The 16,060-nt window shown below is 29.7% G+C and carries 15 protein-coding genes; all 15 read left to right on the top strand.

Going from position 1 to position 16,060, the window contains the following annotated elements; all coding sequences use genetic code 11:
- The first annotated feature begins 2 nt into the window (after window positions 1-2).
- The 15 genes from C1715_RS12735 (at window position 3) to C1715_RS12665 (ending at window position 15,974) form a co-directional block, all read left to right on the top strand.
- Entirely contained in the window at window positions 3-869 is an 867-nt protein-coding gene (locus C1715_RS12735; protein ID WP_102400853.1) for a polyprenyl synthetase family protein, read from the top strand.
- 987 nt (window positions 870-1,856) lie between these two features.
- Window positions 1,857-2,453, top strand: a complete 597-nt coding sequence (locus C1715_RS12725; RefSeq protein ID WP_102400852.1) for a hypothetical protein — start codon at window positions 1,857-1,859, stop codon at window positions 2,451-2,453.
- Entirely contained in the window at window positions 2,422-4,287 is a 1,866-nt protein-coding gene (dxs, locus tag C1715_RS12720) for a 1-deoxy-D-xylulose-5-phosphate synthase (protein WP_180964080.1), read from the top strand. The genes C1715_RS12725 and dxs overlap by 32 nt, the downstream gene beginning before the upstream one ends.
- Window positions 4,288-4,299: 12 nt before the next feature.
- Window positions 4,300-5,112, top strand: coding sequence for a TlyA family RNA methyltransferase (locus C1715_RS12715; protein WP_102400851.1), 813 nt, complete (start codon window positions 4,300-4,302; stop codon window positions 5,110-5,112).
- 8 nt (window positions 5,113-5,120) lie between these two features.
- Window positions 5,121-5,945, top strand: a complete 825-nt coding sequence (locus tag C1715_RS12710) for an NAD(+)/NADH kinase (protein WP_102400850.1) — start codon at window positions 5,121-5,123, stop codon at window positions 5,943-5,945.
- 13 nt (window positions 5,946-5,958) lie between these two features.
- Window positions 5,959-6,411 (top strand): arginine repressor, encoded by a 453-nt coding sequence (locus C1715_RS12705; RefSeq protein ID WP_102400849.1) that lies wholly within the window; start codon window positions 5,959-5,961, stop codon window positions 6,409-6,411.
- An 11-nt stretch (window positions 6,412-6,422) separates the two neighbouring features.
- Window positions 6,423-8,126: a DNA repair protein RecN gene (gene recN / locus C1715_RS12700; RefSeq protein WP_102400848.1), complete on the top strand. Its 1,704-nt coding sequence runs from the start codon at window positions 6,423-6,425 to the stop codon at window positions 8,124-8,126.
- Window positions 8,127-8,352: 226 nt separating this feature from the next.
- Window positions 8,353-9,429 (top strand): SpoIVB peptidase, encoded by a 1,077-nt coding sequence (gene spoIVB, locus C1715_RS12695; protein WP_102400847.1) that lies wholly within the window; start codon window positions 8,353-8,355, stop codon window positions 9,427-9,429.
- A 167-nt stretch (window positions 9,430-9,596) separates the two neighbouring features.
- Window positions 9,597-10,415 (top strand): sporulation transcription factor Spo0A, encoded by an 819-nt coding sequence (spo0A, locus tag C1715_RS12690; RefSeq protein WP_102400846.1) that lies wholly within the window; start codon window positions 9,597-9,599, stop codon window positions 10,413-10,415.
- 159 nt (window positions 10,416-10,574) lie between these two features.
- On the top strand, window positions 10,575-10,703 hold the full coding sequence (locus tag C1715_RS20065; protein ID WP_278320110.1) for a hypothetical protein: 129 nt from the start codon (window positions 10,575-10,577) through the stop codon (window positions 10,701-10,703).
- Window positions 10,704-11,100: 397 nt separating this feature from the next.
- Window positions 11,101-11,985 (top strand): N-acetylmuramoyl-L-alanine amidase, encoded by an 885-nt coding sequence (locus C1715_RS12685; protein WP_102400845.1) that lies wholly within the window; start codon window positions 11,101-11,103, stop codon window positions 11,983-11,985.
- 75 nt (window positions 11,986-12,060) lie between these two features.
- Window positions 12,061-12,684 (top strand): stage II sporulation protein M, encoded by a 624-nt coding sequence (gene spoIIM, locus C1715_RS12680; RefSeq protein WP_102400844.1) that lies wholly within the window; start codon window positions 12,061-12,063, stop codon window positions 12,682-12,684.
- Window positions 12,685-12,761: 77 nt separating this feature from the next.
- Window positions 12,762-13,643 carry a site-specific tyrosine recombinase XerD gene (gene xerD / locus C1715_RS12675; protein WP_102400843.1) on the top strand — a complete coding sequence of 294 codons (882 nt, stop codon included), beginning with the start codon at window positions 12,762-12,764 and terminating at the stop codon, window positions 13,641-13,643.
- Window positions 13,644-13,781: 138 nt separating this feature from the next.
- Window positions 13,782-14,597, top strand: a complete 816-nt coding sequence (locus C1715_RS12670) for a purine-nucleoside phosphorylase (RefSeq protein ID WP_102400842.1) — start codon at window positions 13,782-13,784, stop codon at window positions 14,595-14,597.
- Between the two features lie 195 nt (window positions 14,598-14,792).
- Complete coding sequence (locus C1715_RS12665; protein WP_102400841.1) at window positions 14,793-15,974, top strand: D-alanyl-D-alanine carboxypeptidase family protein; 1,182 nt, start codon at window positions 14,793-14,795, stop codon at window positions 15,972-15,974.
- Window positions 15,975-16,060: the final 86 nt, after the last annotated feature.

The raw sequence follows: 16,060 nt of genomic DNA, 5'->3' as shown, positions 1-16,060 counted from the left end.
TTATGTTAGATATACGTATAAAAGAGGAAATAGAAAAGTGGATTGAGGATTATTTTGAAAATAAGGGAAACTATAATAAGATAATATACGATGCGATGAAATATAGCTTAACTGTAGGTGGTAAAAGGGTGAGACCAACATTAATGCTTCTCACCTATAAAATGTATAAGGAAGACTATAAAAAAATACTTCCTTTAGCATGTTCAGTAGAGATGATACACACTTATTCCCTTATACACGATGATTTACCTTGCATGGACAATGACGATTTGAGAAGAGGAAAGCCTACCAATCATAAGATTTATGGAGAGGCTATGGCAGTTTTAGCAGGTGATGGACTTTTGAATGAAGCTATGAGCATAATGTTTAAATACATAGTGGATAATAAAGAGGGATTTGATGCTTGCTACACCATTGCAAAAGCTTCAGGAGTAGAGGGAATGATAGGTGGTCAAGTGGTAGATATATTAGGTGAAGGTAAAAGGGTTGAAGAAGAAGAACTTATATATATGCATAAAAAGAAAACGGGAGAACTTATTAAATCACCTATAATAGCAGCAGCACTATTAGCAGGTGCACCTAAGAAACATGTGGAAAAGCTCGGAATGTATGGAGAAAAATTGGGATTGGCTTTTCAAATTAAAGACGATATTTTAGATGTAACTGGAGACGCGGATGTGCTTGGCAAAAACATACATAGTGATGATAAGATGCACAAAACCACTTTTATAACTACTTATGGATTAGATGAGTGTAAAAGAAAATGTGTACAGCTAACTGAAGAGTGTCTCACTATATTAAAAGAATTAAATTTAAATGTAACACCACTACAGGAGCTAACTAAATTCCTCTTGGATAGGAATAATTAGTAAATTTATTTTAAACTTAATTTAGGCACATTCAAATAAATAATAAGTCAGTATGCTAGTCTATTTTGAGCCATACTGCGTCAGCAGAACCCGCTGATAATCTTACCAAAGGCGGAACCTGCTTCCTTGTCTGACACAAAATATACTAGCATCTTTGACTTGTTATTTTTTTCATGTGGCTTAAAGTTTTTGAATAATTAATATTCATATGATATAATTATTCTGCGAGGTGGTGCAGTATTCTAGTCGGGTAAGTATTTTTCGAAGACGGGGCTAAAAATCCGTCAAAGGGCACATCGATGAAGTTCCTGGTGCTGGCTTATGACGCCCAGTTATGGGTTGGTGCTGGGAGTAAGGGGGATGGGGCAATCGCAATGGCATGCGACACTGACCCTACCTTCGTGGAGACCACTGCTTGTGGGTTAGGCTAGTCGCCTAATTTACGACAGTGGATTAAACCTGCATTGTGGTAATTAGCTATGTGCAGTGTAGCCTGCCTTGAAGTGGTGTAGGGAGAGGTATGAACAGATTAGATGACTTTGGCCGAAGTCGTTTAATTATTGCATGCTGAAACCTATGCTGCAAAAGAGGATAGAGAAATACCTAACTGTCGAGGAAAACTCCTAGACTGTTCCATAAGAAATATATTAAGGATTAAAGTACGGACTAAGTGGCAATCCAGTCCTGTTTTTGGTAACAAAGCAGATAGAGCATTAAAGGGAAACCGTCAAAGTGGCGACACTTCGATTACTCTATGGGAAATCCTACTGGACCTAAGCCGTAAGATTTACTTAATATATTACCACCTCTTAATCCTATGACTAATAGCTTTAGGGATTTGATCCTTTTTATAAATTAAAATTAAATTTAAAAATTGTTATCGGTTGATACATTCTATTTTACATAGAATGAAAGTATTATAAAAGATAAACATGGGTCAAAAGCTTGAATATATAGTTTTACTAAATAAAATGGGGGAATGATTAGTTGGGAAGTCGGAGTAAAAAGGATGGTAAAAAAAGTAATAAAAAATGGGTAATTACAATTGTCATTTGGAGTATATTAATTGGCGGAAGTGTTACCCTATTATCAGATACGCTACTAAGAGGAGTGGACATTTTAGTAGCTTTTGTTATATTAGTTTTTATAATTTTTGTTGGAATTGCATTTGATGCTATAGGAGTAGCAGTAACTGCAGCAGATGAATCACCTTTTCATTCTATGTCTTCTAAAAAAATTCCAGAAGGAAAGATTGCAGTCAATTTAATAAGAAATGCTGATAAAGTGTCCAATGTATGCAATGATGTGGTAGGTGATATTTGCGGTATAGTCAGTGGTTCTGTTGGAATTTTAATATTACAAAAATTAGTTGGTGTTTTTCCAAAACTTGATACGCCCATAACCAGCGCTTTTATAGGTGCAATTATAGCTTCTGCAACCATAGGGGGAAAAGCCATGGGAAAAGGTGTAGCTATAAATAAAAGCAATGATATAATATATAATGTAGCAAAAGTCATTAAAGGGTTCAAAAAATTGAGTTTAAGAAGGAAAGATGATAATGGGAAATTTATTGGAAAATTATAAGGACATGCAGGAAATTAAAAAAATGTCCTTTAAAGATTTAGATGTATTTGCAAAAGAAATACGAGAATTTTTGATAGAAGAAGTATCAAAAACAGGAGGACATTTAGCATCAAATCTAGGTGTGGTGGAACTTACTTTAAGTTTATATAAAGTTTTCAATTTTAATAGGGATAAACTCATTTGGGATGTGGGACACCAATCCTATGTACATAAAATACTTACAGGACGAAAAGAACAATTTAAATCCTTACGACAATATGATGGCATGAGTGGATTCCCTAAAAAGAAAGAGAGTCCACAGGATGTATTTGAAGTAGGACATAGTAGTACATCTATTTCAGCAGCACTTGGTATGGCAAGAGCTAGGGACTTAAATAGTGAAAATTACGAAGTTATATCTGTAATAGGTGATGGTGCTTTAACAGGGGGCATGGCCCTAGAAGCTCTAAATGACTTGGGATATTCAAAAAATAAAGCTATAATAATATTAAATGACAATCAAATGTCTATAGATAAAAATGTTGGAGGATTATCTACATACTTAAGTACCATAAGAACAGATCCTAAATACAATAAATTTAAAAATGACTTTAATAGTACCATTAGGAAAATGCCTTTAGGAGAAGGATTAGCTAATTCAATACAAAAGGTTAAAGATGGAATAAAACAGTTAGTGGTTCCTGGAATGTTATTTGAAGATATGGGTATTAAATACCTAGGTCCAGTGGATGGCCATAATATAAAACAAATGGTTAAGATTTTATCTATGTGTAAGAATATAAATGGACCAGTGCTTATACATGTTATAACTAAAAAGGGTAAAGGATATACTTATGCAGAGTGTAATCCTAATAAATTTCATGGTATAGGACCTTTTGACTGGAAAACAGGGAAAACAGTTTCTAAGGGGAAAATTTCATATTCCAAAGTATTTGGAGATGAAATAGTTAAAATTGCAGAGAAAAATAAAAAGCTGGTAGCTATAACTGCAGCTATGCCAGATGGAACGGGACTTAAAGAATTTTCTTTAAAGTATCCTAAAAGATTCTTTGATGTGGGTATAGCAGAACAACATGCAGTTACTATGGCAGCAGGAATTGCTTCATCAGGTTTTAAGCCTGTTTTTGCAGTTTACTCTACTTTTTTACAGAGAGCATATGATCAAGTATTGCATGATGTTTGTCTACAAAATCTACCAGTTATTTTTGCCATAGATAGAGCTGGAATTGTTGGAAATGATGGAGAAACTCATCAAGGAGTGTTTGATATATCCTTTTTATCACATATTCCTAATTTAACTATTATGAGTCCTAAAAGTACTGAGGAATTAAGGACTATATTGAACTGGTCAGTAGAACAAAACTTTCCTATAGCAATAAGATACCCAAGAGGTGGTGATGAGGGGCAAACGCTAAAGTCAGTGGAAAAAATTAAACTTGGGAAATGGGAAGTATTAAGTAATGAAGGAAATATAGCTATAATAGCTACAGGAAATATGGTAGAAAGAGCACTAAGGGTTAGAGAAAAACTAAGTAGTTTTGGAATAAAATCATCTGTTATAAATGGATACTTTATAAAACCTTTAGATGAAAAACTTTTAGAAAGTTTAGGCGAAGAGAAAGAGTACATATTTACCATAGAAGATAATGTAATAAATGGTGGTTTCGGAAGTAACATACTAAATTACTTGAATAAAATAAATAAAAAAGTTAATATTGTTAATATTGGGTATGAAGATAAATTCATTCCTCACGGTGATACTAAAACCCTTTATAAGGTAAATAATATGGACGTAGATGGAATAGTGCAAACTATTTTAACAACTGTTAAATAAAGGTGAGATATTATGTGTATAGAAAAAGAAAGACTAGATGTAGAATTAGTAAAGAGAAATTTATTTCCTTCCAGAGAAAAAGGAAGAGAGAGTATAATAAAGGGCGAAATCTATGTTAATGGAAAGAAGATTACTAAAGGTTCCCAAAGGGTTTCTTCAGAAGATAATATAGAGTTTATAGGCGAAAAAATGCCTTTTGTAAGTAGGGGTGGACTAAAACTAAAAAAGGCTTTAGAAAACTTTGAAGTAGATTTGACTGGTAAAATATGTTTGGATATAGGAGCATCTACAGGAGGATTTACAGACTGTATGCTTCAAAATTGTGCAGTTAAAGTTTGGGCTGTGGATGTAGGAACAGGACAATTAGACAGAAGGTTACAAGAGGATGAAAGAGTTGTAAATTTGGAAAAGACTAATATTAGATACTTAACTAGAGAAAAAATCAATGAAGATGTTCATTTTGCTAGTATAGATGTTTCTTTTATATCTTTAGAAAAGGTAGTACCAACGGTTGTTAATCTTTTGTGCAGTAGCGGAGAAGTGGTTGCACTGATAAAACCTCAATTTGAAGCTGGAAAAGGAAAAGTAGGAAAGCATGGAGTGGTAAAAAAAACTTCTGTGCATTTAGAAGTTATAAAAAGAGTTGTAAATTTCTTAAGGGCAGAAAATTTAAAAGTTAAAGGTGTAGACTATTCTCCTATTAAGGGGCCAGAAGGTAATATTGAATACTTAATTTATTTTACTAAAGATGTTTCGTATGTGGATACTATAACAGATGAAAATATAGAAATGACAGTAAAATTAGCACACAATTGTTTAAGGTAGGGTTGAAAATGAAAAGTGTAGGAATTAATATAAATAGCCAAAAGGATCCAGAAAATAAAATTTTAAATAGAATATTGAAAAAATTAGATAATATTTGCAATACAGTAGTGTTTAGTGATGCTAGGGAATTAAAGGAAAGTTGTGATGAATTTGATTTTGTAATTTCTGTTGGCGGAGACGGAACCATATTGAGAACTGCTAGAGCAATAGGACATAGAGAAATACCTATACTTGGTGTAAATTTTGGAAATTTAGGTTTTTTAACTACTGCAGAAGGGAAGGAATTAGAAAATACCTTAGAAAAAGTATGTGAAGATCAGTATTCTATAGAAGAAAGAATGATGCTAGAATGTATTGTACGAGATGGTCAAATAGAAAGAAAATTGTTAGCTTTAAATGATGTAGTTGTTTCTAAAGGAACCTTATCTAGAGTTATTAATTACAATGTAAATATAGATGGTATGCATTATAATAGCATAGTAGCAGATGGTATTATTATATCAACACCTACAGGCTCCACAGCATATTCTTTATCAGCAGGAGGTCCAATAATATATCCAACTTTGGAATTAGTTACTATAACTCCTATATGTCCTATATCCTTAAGTGCAAGAAATTTTGTGCTGGATGCAAATAGCGAAATAAACATAAATTTACATGAAAATAAGGAAAGTGCATTTTTGACTGTGGATGGACAGGAAGCTTTTGAACTTAATGACAGTAGTGAAATTATAATTAAAAAATCTAAAAATAAGACTAAATTAATAAAGATTCATAATTATGATTACTTTAATGTATTAAGAAAAAAAATAATATCAAGAATTAAAGAATGAGAAGGTGATTATTGTGAAAATAGCTCGTCATGCAAAGATAATAGAAATAATAAATTCAAAAGAAATTGAGACACAAGAAGAGTTAGCTGACGAATTAAGAAAAAGTGGTATAGAAATAACACAAGCTACAGTTTCAAGGGATATAAAGGAACTTAAGCTAATAAAGGTTTTAGGAACTACAGGAAGGTACAAATATGCTACAATATCTCCTACAGAAAGTTTTTTATCTGATAAATTAATATCTATATTCTCTCAAACGGTACTTTATGTAGAAAACGTTTCGAATTTTGTGGTAGTAAAGACTATTTCGGGATCTGCTCCAGGTGCTGCTGAAGCAATAGATTCAATGAATTTTGAGGGTATAGCAGGAACTATAGCAGGAGATAATACAATATTTTTATTAATTAGAAGTGAGGAAAAGGCCAAAGAAATAGTTCAAAAGCTTAAAAAAATGATAAGCGAATAGGAGGTATAAGCATGCTCCTACAATTAAATATAAGGAATTTTGCTTTAATACGAGACATAAGTGTATCTTTTGAAAAGGGATTCAATGTACTTCTTGGTGAAACCGGTGCAGGTAAATCTATATTAATAGATGCTATAGATTATGTATTAGGTGGAAAGTTTGAAAAAAGTTTAATAAGGATAGGAGAAAATAAGACTTATGTAGAAGCTATTTTTTCTGTAGATAATGAAATTACAAAAGAAATTTTGGACAGAAAAGGTATAGAATACGAAGAAGGCATCCTTATAATAAGTAGAGAAACTTTTCAATCTGGTAAGAATGTAGCTAAAGTTAATGGTAAAAGCATGATTTTATCAGACTTAAAAGAAATCACAGCTACATTGCTAGATATACATGGCCAGCATAAAAATCAAAATTTATTAGATAGTAGCAATTACATAGATTATTTGGACTCTTATGGAAGAGAAAAAATACAAAATATATTAGAACAATATACTACTTACTACAATAGATTAAAAGAAATAGATTATAAAATAAATGAACTAATAGGTGATACAGGCGAAAAGGAAAAATTAGTAGATTTTTTAAAGTATCAAATAGATGAAATTGACAAGGCAAATCTTAACATAGGAGAAGAAGAAGAATTAGAAGAAAAGTTTACCAACTTATCTAATTATGAGAAATTGAATAAATCTTTAGGAAGTGCATATACTTTATTAAATAGTGGCGATGGTAGCAATCTAGCTGTTTGTGATGCTATAAATTTAGTTTTGAAAAATATAAAAGAAGTAGAGAATTTTTCTGATAAATTAGGTAAGATATATAATTTTTTTGAAGAAACCTACTATAATATTCAAGAGGCAGCAGAAGACTTAAGAGATATAGTGGATAATTTATATTATGATCAAGAGGAATTAGAATTAATAAATAAAAGAATGTATGAAATAGACAACTATAAAAGAAAATATGGTAATTCTATAAAAGAAATATTGGAATATAGAGAAAAAATAAATTCTAAATATGATGAAATGGCTAATTATAAAGATATAGTAGATAAATTAAATAGAGAAAAGAAAAATATAATAATTGTTATGGAAGAAAAAAGTGAACAAATTCATAGCATTAGAAGTATTTTAGCAAAAGAATTAGAAGAAAAGTTAAAAAGTGAATTAAGTTATGTAGGATTGGATAAGGCTAATTTTAAGATTAATGTACAATATGCTAAGGATTTTAATGAAAAAGGAAAAGACATTGTACAGTTTTTAATATCTACTAATCCAGGACAGCCGCTTAAAGAATTAGCAAAGGTAGTGTCTGGTGGAGAATTATCAAGAATAATGCTATCATTGAAAACAGTATTTATAGATAAAGATGATATACCATCTATAATTTTTGATGAAATTGATACTGGTATAAGTGGTAGAATAGCTGAAAGAGTAGGAGAAAAAATGTATATGGTGTCTACAAAACATCAAGTATTTTGTATAACACATTTACCTCAAATAGCTATTATGTCTGATAATCATTACTTGGTTCAGAAAAATGTGGAAAGAGATGAAACATATACTAAAATAGTAAAAATATCTGAAGAAGATAAAATAAGAGAAATAGCAAAAATGATCAGTGGCAGTAATTTAACAGAGATAGCTTTTAAAAATTCTAAAGAACTTATAAAAAATGGCTACAATAAAAAACGTTGTTTGTGTAAAAAATAAGACTACAATAATATAGTGGTCTTATTTTTTTATTAAAAAATATAAATATTATAAACTACTCAATAATATTCTAAAGAAAATTAAAACAAAAATATTATAAAGTTTTAGTATATATAATAATTTAGTTTATAAATAAATCATTGACTTTTAAAGCATTAAAATTATAGCATAAGAGGACTATTAAAAGGGTAACTTAAAATTAAATAAAGAGATAGGAGGCGAAAGAATGGACAAAAAAATACAGAAATCCATTATATTTTTAATAGCTCCTCTCTTCTTTTTGATTTTAAGTATCCAATATAAAATATACCCTGGATATTTAAACACTTCTGCTGTTAATGCCAAACCTAATATTCAAGTTTATCCTGGAGGGCAACCAATAGGAGTCAAACTTAATACTAAGGGAGTTTTAATTGTTGGATTATCTAATTTAAAAGGAACGGATGGAAAGATATATAATCCTGCCAATGAAAAAGGAGTAAAAGTTGGGGATACAATAATAGCTATAAATGGTGTAGAAGTAAATACATGTGAAGAAGTTTCAAATAAAATAAGAGAATCAAATGGTAAAACTTTAGATTTAACTCTACAAAGAAAAGAATCTAAAATAAATAAAATGGTAGAACCTATTAAGACTTCAGAAGATAAAATATATAAAATAGGATTGTGGATAAGAGATTCTACTGCGGGAATAGGAACATTAACCTTTTATCACTCCGAAACAGGAAGTTTTGGTGCCTTAGGGCATGCAATAACAGATATGGACACAGGAGATATAATGAAAGTAAGAGAAGGAAAAATAGTACCATCATCTATAGTATCAGTTAGAAAAGGTATTAGAGGAGAACCAGGTGAATTGAGAGGTATATTCACTGATGAAAATGAACCTTTGGGGAACATAAAAAGTAATACAAATTGTGGAATATTTGGAGAAAGTAAAAAGGAATTGATAAATAAAAGTTTCAATAAGCCTTTAAATATAGCGTACAGAAATGAGGTAAAAAGTGGAAAAGCACAAGTATTAACTACTATAGAAGGAGAAGAACCAAAACTATACGATATAGAAATCCAAGAAACATTAGAACAAAAGGATCCAGGACCAAAGAGTATGGTTATAAAAATTACAGATAAAAGATTATTAAATACTACTGGAGGAATAATTCAAGGTATGAGTGGAAGTCCCATTATACAAAATAATAAGGTTGTTGGAGCTGTAACTCATGTTCTTGTGAACAAGCCTGATGTAGGATATGGGATATATATTGAGTGGATGTTAAAGGATGCAGGTATAATAGGAAAATAAAAGTAGAAAAAATATATTAAAAATAGTAAAATAAGAGTAGAAGATGTTTAAGATTAATTCTTTTACTCTTTTTTTTATATATTTTTTTTTTATTAAGAAGGAATCAAAGTTTATTTGTCGAATACTATTGTTAAGATATGGGAATTAATTATAAGGGAGCGTGTGAAATGGAGGATTCAAGAATTAATGTGGTAATTGCGGATGATAATAAAGAATTCTGCAATATACTAAATGATTATTTAATGAGCCAAAGAGACATAATGGTATCAGGAATAGCAAAAGATGGATTGGAAGCGCTAAGATTAATTGAAGAAAGAGAACCGGATTTAGTCATATTAGATATAATAATGCCTCATTTAGATGGTCTAGGTGTATTGGAAAGAATTAACAGCATGGATATGAAAAAAGTGCCTAGGATTATAGTATTATCTGCTGTAGGACAAGATAAAATAACACAAAGAGCTATAAACTTAGGAGCAGACTATTATGTAGTTAAACCTTTTGATATGGACGTATTTATAAAAAGAATAAGGCAAATGTTCAATAATACTATATCTAATTCCGATATTAAGAAGACTACTAATCATTATTCTAACGATAATGATTGTGCTTCTAATAATGAAAAGAAGCCGGTGGATTTAGAAACAGAAATAACAAACATAATTCATGAAATAGGTGTTCCAGCACATATAAAAGGATACATGTATTTAAGAGAAGCTATAACTATGGTAGTAAATGATATAGAACTACTATCAGCGGTTACAAAGGAATTATATCCATCTATTGCTAAAAAGTATAATACTACGGCTAGTAGAGTTGAAAGAGCTATAAGACATGCTATTGAAGTGGCTTGGAGTAGAGGACAAGTTGAAACAATTAATAAGTTGTTTGGGTATACTATACACAATGATAAAGGCAAGCCAACAAATAGTGAATTTATCGCAATGGTTGCTGATAAACTTAGACTAAAAAATAAAGTTAGTTAAGGCTCATGATTGATGGAGTTGTTAAAGAGTTCATATGGATTAACTACATAAAAATCGCTATGGATTTTAACATTCTATATCAATAAATTTAAAATTAAATTGCATAACAACACCTTTTGTATATTGGTTTAAGGCTAATATACAAAAGGTGTTTTATTCGTGGCTATAATAAGTATCCCAACACTTGTATTATTGATATTAGCTTCTATATTTAGTTTTATGCAAAAAAATGTAAAACAAGTTAATACTGATGTAAATAGTAATATTGATAATACAACTGTTAATTAAAAAGTTTATGTGGCTTGGTAATTCTCACACTAAATAGAATTACTTACTTTAATAAAATTAAGAAATAATAAAAGTATATTGAAGAAATTTAGCCAAAGTATAAATATTTTTTGGCATTCTGTTTTGATTTTTTAATTATTTTATGTAGAAATTCTTGGAGTATAAACTTCATTGTCAAATATCAAGATAATGAGGTTATTTTTATGCTTATGTAAATGAAAAATAACTAGTTACTTTTGTTCTCAAAAAGAACTACAGAAGGAAAAGTTATTTAAATAAGTTATTTAAATTTGCAGATGCTAAAGTGTTGCCATCTTAATGTGAATAGTTTAGTAAAATATATCAGTCCCTTTAAGTATACTAATTACATAGTATATATATTAGGGGTGATATGTATATGAAAATAGCCATTGATATGGGGCATTGTGTGTCCGGTTATGATTTGGGAGCACGAAGCCTAGGAATTAAAGAAGAAAATTTAACTAGAGAAGTTGGCAGAGAAATAGTTAAAAAGTTGCAGGCTATGGGTCATACTGTTGTAGATTGTACAAAAGAAACCTCTTATAGTGTAAGTGAATCTCTTTCTTATAGGGCCAATAAAGCTAATGAAAACAATGCAGAATTATTTATAAGTATACACTTTAACGCTGGAGGAGGCACTGGCACAGAAATATACACTTATAAAGGACGAAAGCTTAAAAATACTAGAAATATATTGAATAATATGAGTAAATTAGGCTTTAGAAATAGAGGGATAAAAGATGGAGCTTGGATATATGTTATAAGAAGAACTAAATGTCCAGCTATGCTAATTGAGATTTGTTTTTTAGATAACAAAAGAGATATGGAACTTTATAAGAAATTAGGCAAAAATGCAATTGCAGAAGCAATTGTACAAGGATTAGAATTAGAAGATTTAAATTCAAAAAAAGATGAGGATACAGCACAAATTACGCCTAAACCAGAGTACAGAAAAAGTAATATGATTTTAAGGCTTCAAAGACAGCTAAATATTCAGTTTAATTCAAAACTTGTGGAAGATGGTATATTAGGTCCTAAGACATCATCTGCTTTAGTTAATGTGAAAAAAGGCGCTAAAGGTGAAATAACTAAAATAATACAGGAGATATTGCAGAAAAGGGGATATAATATAGGAGTCTCAGGTGTAGATGGTGTGTTTGGACAATTTACTGAAAATGCACTAAAAGCTTTTCAAAGGGATAAGAATTTAGTAGTAGATGGTATAGTAGGCATAAACACTTGGAGAGCACTACTTTATTAAAGTCAAATAGAAGTAATATTACTCCTCAGTTTGTCATAAATATAATATGATGATAAACTGAGGAGGATTTTATATATGACAAGTAATGTGGGAAATAATTTAAATAAACACATAAAGGATAATACTTCATTATATTTACTCAGTATAGCTTGTATTTTTATAGGAATGTTTTTGGGAGTGTACTGCGTTAAATACATGGGACAAGCTGAAAAAAATACTTTATATGAGTATTTGAATAAATTTGTAGAAAACATGTCTTCAACTAGTACGGAACCTAAAATTATTTTTATTCAGTCCATAAAAAATATGTTGCCAATGATTTTAGGTATATGGTTTTTAGGTTTAACAGTAATAGGAATACCTATAATATTAATAATAGACCTTATAAAGGGATTTACATTGGGATTTTCTATAAGTTCATTAATAAATGCGTTAGGTGTAAAAGGTATATGGGTAAGCGTACTCGGACTTATACCTCAAAACATAATATATATACCTTGTATTGTATTTGTATCTGTACTAGCTATGCAGTTTTCCTTATCCATGGTTAAAAATAGATTAAATAAGCAGTGGACTACAAATGTTATTGGTAAAATAGCTTCATATTCTCTTATAATATTAATATGCACACTTATATGTTTTATGGGTTTTTTTATAGAAGGATATATAGTGCCAATTATTATAAAAATAGTAGTTTAAATTTGAACTATTTAAATTCTATTGAAAAAACAATAAAATTAGTTTAATATAATCTATGAGAGATCAGGTGATTACATATGAATGAATTAAATTTAAAAGAATATGTAGAAAATTTGAGAAAAAAGAAATTAAGTGAAAATACTATAGAAGCTTATGAGAGAGACGTAAAAAGATTTCTAGAATTTTTAAATTCTAGAAATGAAAGTATACAGGAATCAGATACTATTACCATAATGGCATATGTACAGGAATTGCAGAAGAGTAAAATGGCAAATAGTTCTATAGTGAGAAGCATAATTTCTATAAGAGGGTTTTATATATTTTTAATAAGTAAAGGACTAGTGGAAGATGATCCCACTTATAAATATGAGGTGCCTAAAATTAAAAGGGATATACCTAAAATACTTACGATAGAGGAAGTAGATAAACTTTTAAATATGCCAGATTTAAATAGCCATAAAGGCATAAGAGATAAAGCAATGCTTGAAGTTATGTATGCTACTGGTATAAGGGTAACAGAACTTTTAAATTTAAACATTTATAGTTTGAATTTAAAACTAGGCTATATAAAATGCAAAGGAACTAAGGGTAAAGAAAGAATAATTCCCATAGGTTCTTATGCAGTAAATTGTATTGAGGAATATTTGAAAATAAGGTATGAACTTAATATAAATAATTTAGATTACTTATTTTTTAATTCTCAAGGAAATAGATTAACTAGGCAGGGATTTTGGAAAATAATAAAGGAATATGCCAAGGATGCTGAGATAGAGAAAAATATAAACCTATATACTTTAAGACATTCCTTTGCTGTACATCTACTTGAAAATGGAGCAGATATAAGAATAGTTCAGGAGCTTCTAGGACATACAAGCATAGCTGCAACTCAAATATATAGTAGTATTACTAAAAAAAGTAGGATTGCTGAAGTATATAATAAGACTCATCCTAGGGCATAATTATAATAATATATTGAAATTAGGTGTACAATATTAATATATGATAATTTGATTATGTAACAAAATTTAAATTATATGTTTAAATTTTTTGCCTAATCATAATATAAATTATATATAAAAGATAAAGGAGGATTACATATGGAGCTGTCAAAGTTAATGGAAAGTGTAGAATATGTAAAAAGCAAAATTAATGATGAACCTGAAATAGGAATTATATTAGGTTCAGGGCTAGGAGATATAGCAGAAGAAGTAGAAGATAAAATTACAATAAAATATTCAGAAGTTCCTAATATGCCTGCATCAACTGTTAAAGGTCACGCTGGACAATTTGTATTTGGAAGCTTAAATGGAAAGAAAGTTATAATGATGCAGGGAAGATTTCATTATTATGAAGGAAATCCTATGTCACTTTTATCGTTGCCAGTTTATATAATGAAATATTTAGGTGTTAAAAATCTAATAGTTACTAATGCAGCTGGTGGAGTAAATACAAGCTTTAATCCAGGAGATTTAATGATAATAACAGACCATATAAATTTTGCAGGTAATAATCCATTAATAGGAAAAAATCAAGAGGATATAGGACCAAGATTTCCAGATATGTCAGAAGCATATAATAAAGGTTTAAGAAATTTAGCTAAAGAAACAGCAGAAAATTTGAACATAGATGTTAAAGAAGGAGTTTATGTAATGATGACAGGACCAACTTATGAAACTCCAGCAGAAATAAGAATGACTAGACTTTTAGGTGGAGATGCAGTGGGAATGTCAACAGTTCCAGAAGTTATAGCTGCAAATCATTGTGGAATGAAAGTTTTAGGAATATCTTGTATAACAAATATGGCAGCTGGAATATTAGATCAACCATTAAACCATGCTGAAGTTATAGAAACATCTAATAAAGTAAAAAGTAGTTTTATAAATTTAGTAAAAGAAATAATGAAAAACATGTAAGTTTCTTCACATAAATATTTTTAAAGTGAAGTGTTTTTATTGAAAGTTGTGAAAGCGCTTACTTAAAAGCGTTATAATAAATATTGCTAAATAAAACCTATATTTAATTATAGGTTTTATTTTATTTTTCTGTGATAATATTTTGAACTATTGGTAAAAATAAAATTAGAAAATTATATGAAAGGAAGGATATATGTGAAAAGGTTTAATAAATTTGCTATAAGTTTATTTTTACTTTTATGCTTTTCAGTTCAAAACGCTATAGTAACATTAGCACAAGAGCCTGATGCATCTGGAATAGATGTTGAAGCTAAAGCGGCATTACTTATGGAACCTACCACAGGAGAAATAATATATGAAAAAAATTCTAAGGAAAAATTTGCTCCAGCTTCTGTTACTAAAGTAATGACAATGCTTATAACTATTGAGGCCATAGATAGTGGTAAAATAAAACTTTCAGATAAGGTGACTGTAAGTGAAAATGCTAAGAAAATGGGTCAAGGTGGCAATAGTAGTATGCTTCTAGAAACTGGTGAAATAAGAACAGTAGAGGAACTGTTAAAAGGTATTGCTATAGCATCAGGTAATGACGCCTCTGTTGCCATGGCTGAATATTTAGCAGGAAGTGAAGAAAATTTTGTAAATATCATGAACAAAAGAGCTAATGAGCTAGGGATGAAAGATACTACTTTTAAAAATTGTCATGGAATATCAGTAGATGGACATTTAACCACAGCATATGATATATCTATAATGTCTAGGGAACTTTTAAAACATCCTAAAATACTTAAGTACACAGGAACTTATATGGAAACTATATCTGAGGGAAGAAAAAGCCCTATAGGACTAGTAAATCACAATAAGTTAGTTAGATTCTTTAAAGGTTGTGATGGATTAAAAACAGGGTATACTAGTGAAGCTAAGTATTGCATATCTGCTACAGCAGTTAGAGATGGTGTGAGAATGCTTACAGTAGTTATGGGGGCCCCTACATATAAAATACGTAATAAAGAAGCCTCTACCCTTATGAATTATGGATTTTCCAAGTTTGGAGTAGAGAAAATAATTACAAAGGGAAAAGATTTAGGGAAAATAGATTTAAACAAAAAAGGTGACAGGTTTTTTATGGTAAGGTCTAATGATGATTTAAATATAGTAGTTCCAAAAGGTGAAAAAGCTAAAATAGACAAAAAATTTGTAATAGATAAAGGTAAAAAGGAATATAAAAAAGGTGAAAAAGTAGGATACTGTGAAGTATATGTAGGAGGTAAATTGTATACTAAAATACCTATTTATAGTGATAGAGATATAAAAGCCAATACAATACTAGATAATATAAAAGAAAATATGCAAAAAATATTTGATAATGCTGTGTAAAGTATTGTATTATTAAGATATAGTCGACAAGGAAGACGGATTCTTTTGTCGACTTATTTTAATAAGTTTGAAGGGAACATATAAAA

The organism is Haloimpatiens massiliensis, from assembly GCF_900184255.1.
In the GTDB taxonomy this organism is placed as follows: Bacteria; Bacillota; Clostridia; order Clostridiales; family Clostridiaceae; genus Haloimpatiens; species Haloimpatiens massiliensis.
The sequence above is the reverse complement of the archived record's forward strand: the minus strand, read 5'-3'. Positions and strand labels throughout refer to the sequence as shown.

Bases quoted from the DNA above. Each gene is read 5' to 3' on its own strand.
- C1715_RS12735 (WP_102400853.1), top strand. From the start codon at position 3: ATGTTAGATATACGTATAAAAGAGGAAATAGAAAAGTGGATTGAGGAT.
- dxs (WP_180964080.1), top strand. From the start codon at position 2,422: ATGATAATGGGAAATTTATTGGAAAATTATAAGGACATGCAGGAAATT.
- C1715_RS12715 (WP_102400851.1), top strand. From the start codon at position 4,300: ATGTGTATAGAAAAAGAAAGACTAGATGTAGAATTAGTAAAGAGAAAT.
- C1715_RS12710 (WP_102400850.1), top strand. From the start codon at position 5,121: ATGAAAAGTGTAGGAATTAATATAAATAGCCAAAAGGATCCAGAAAAT.
- recN (WP_102400848.1), top strand. From the start codon at position 6,423: ATGCTCCTACAATTAAATATAAGGAATTTTGCTTTAATACGAGACATA.
- spoIVB (WP_102400847.1), top strand. From the start codon at position 8,353: ATGGACAAAAAAATACAGAAATCCATTATATTTTTAATAGCTCCTCTC.
- spo0A (WP_102400846.1), top strand. From the start codon at position 9,597: ATGGAGGATTCAAGAATTAATGTGGTAATTGCGGATGATAATAAAGAA.
- C1715_RS12685 (WP_102400845.1), top strand. From the start codon at position 11,101: ATGAAAATAGCCATTGATATGGGGCATTGTGTGTCCGGTTATGATTTG.
- spoIIM (WP_102400844.1), top strand. From the start codon at position 12,061: ATGACAAGTAATGTGGGAAATAATTTAAATAAACACATAAAGGATAAT.
- xerD (WP_102400843.1), top strand. From the start codon at position 12,762: ATGAATGAATTAAATTTAAAAGAATATGTAGAAAATTTGAGAAAAAAG.
- C1715_RS12670 (WP_102400842.1), top strand. From the start codon at position 13,782: ATGGAGCTGTCAAAGTTAATGGAAAGTGTAGAATATGTAAAAAGCAAA.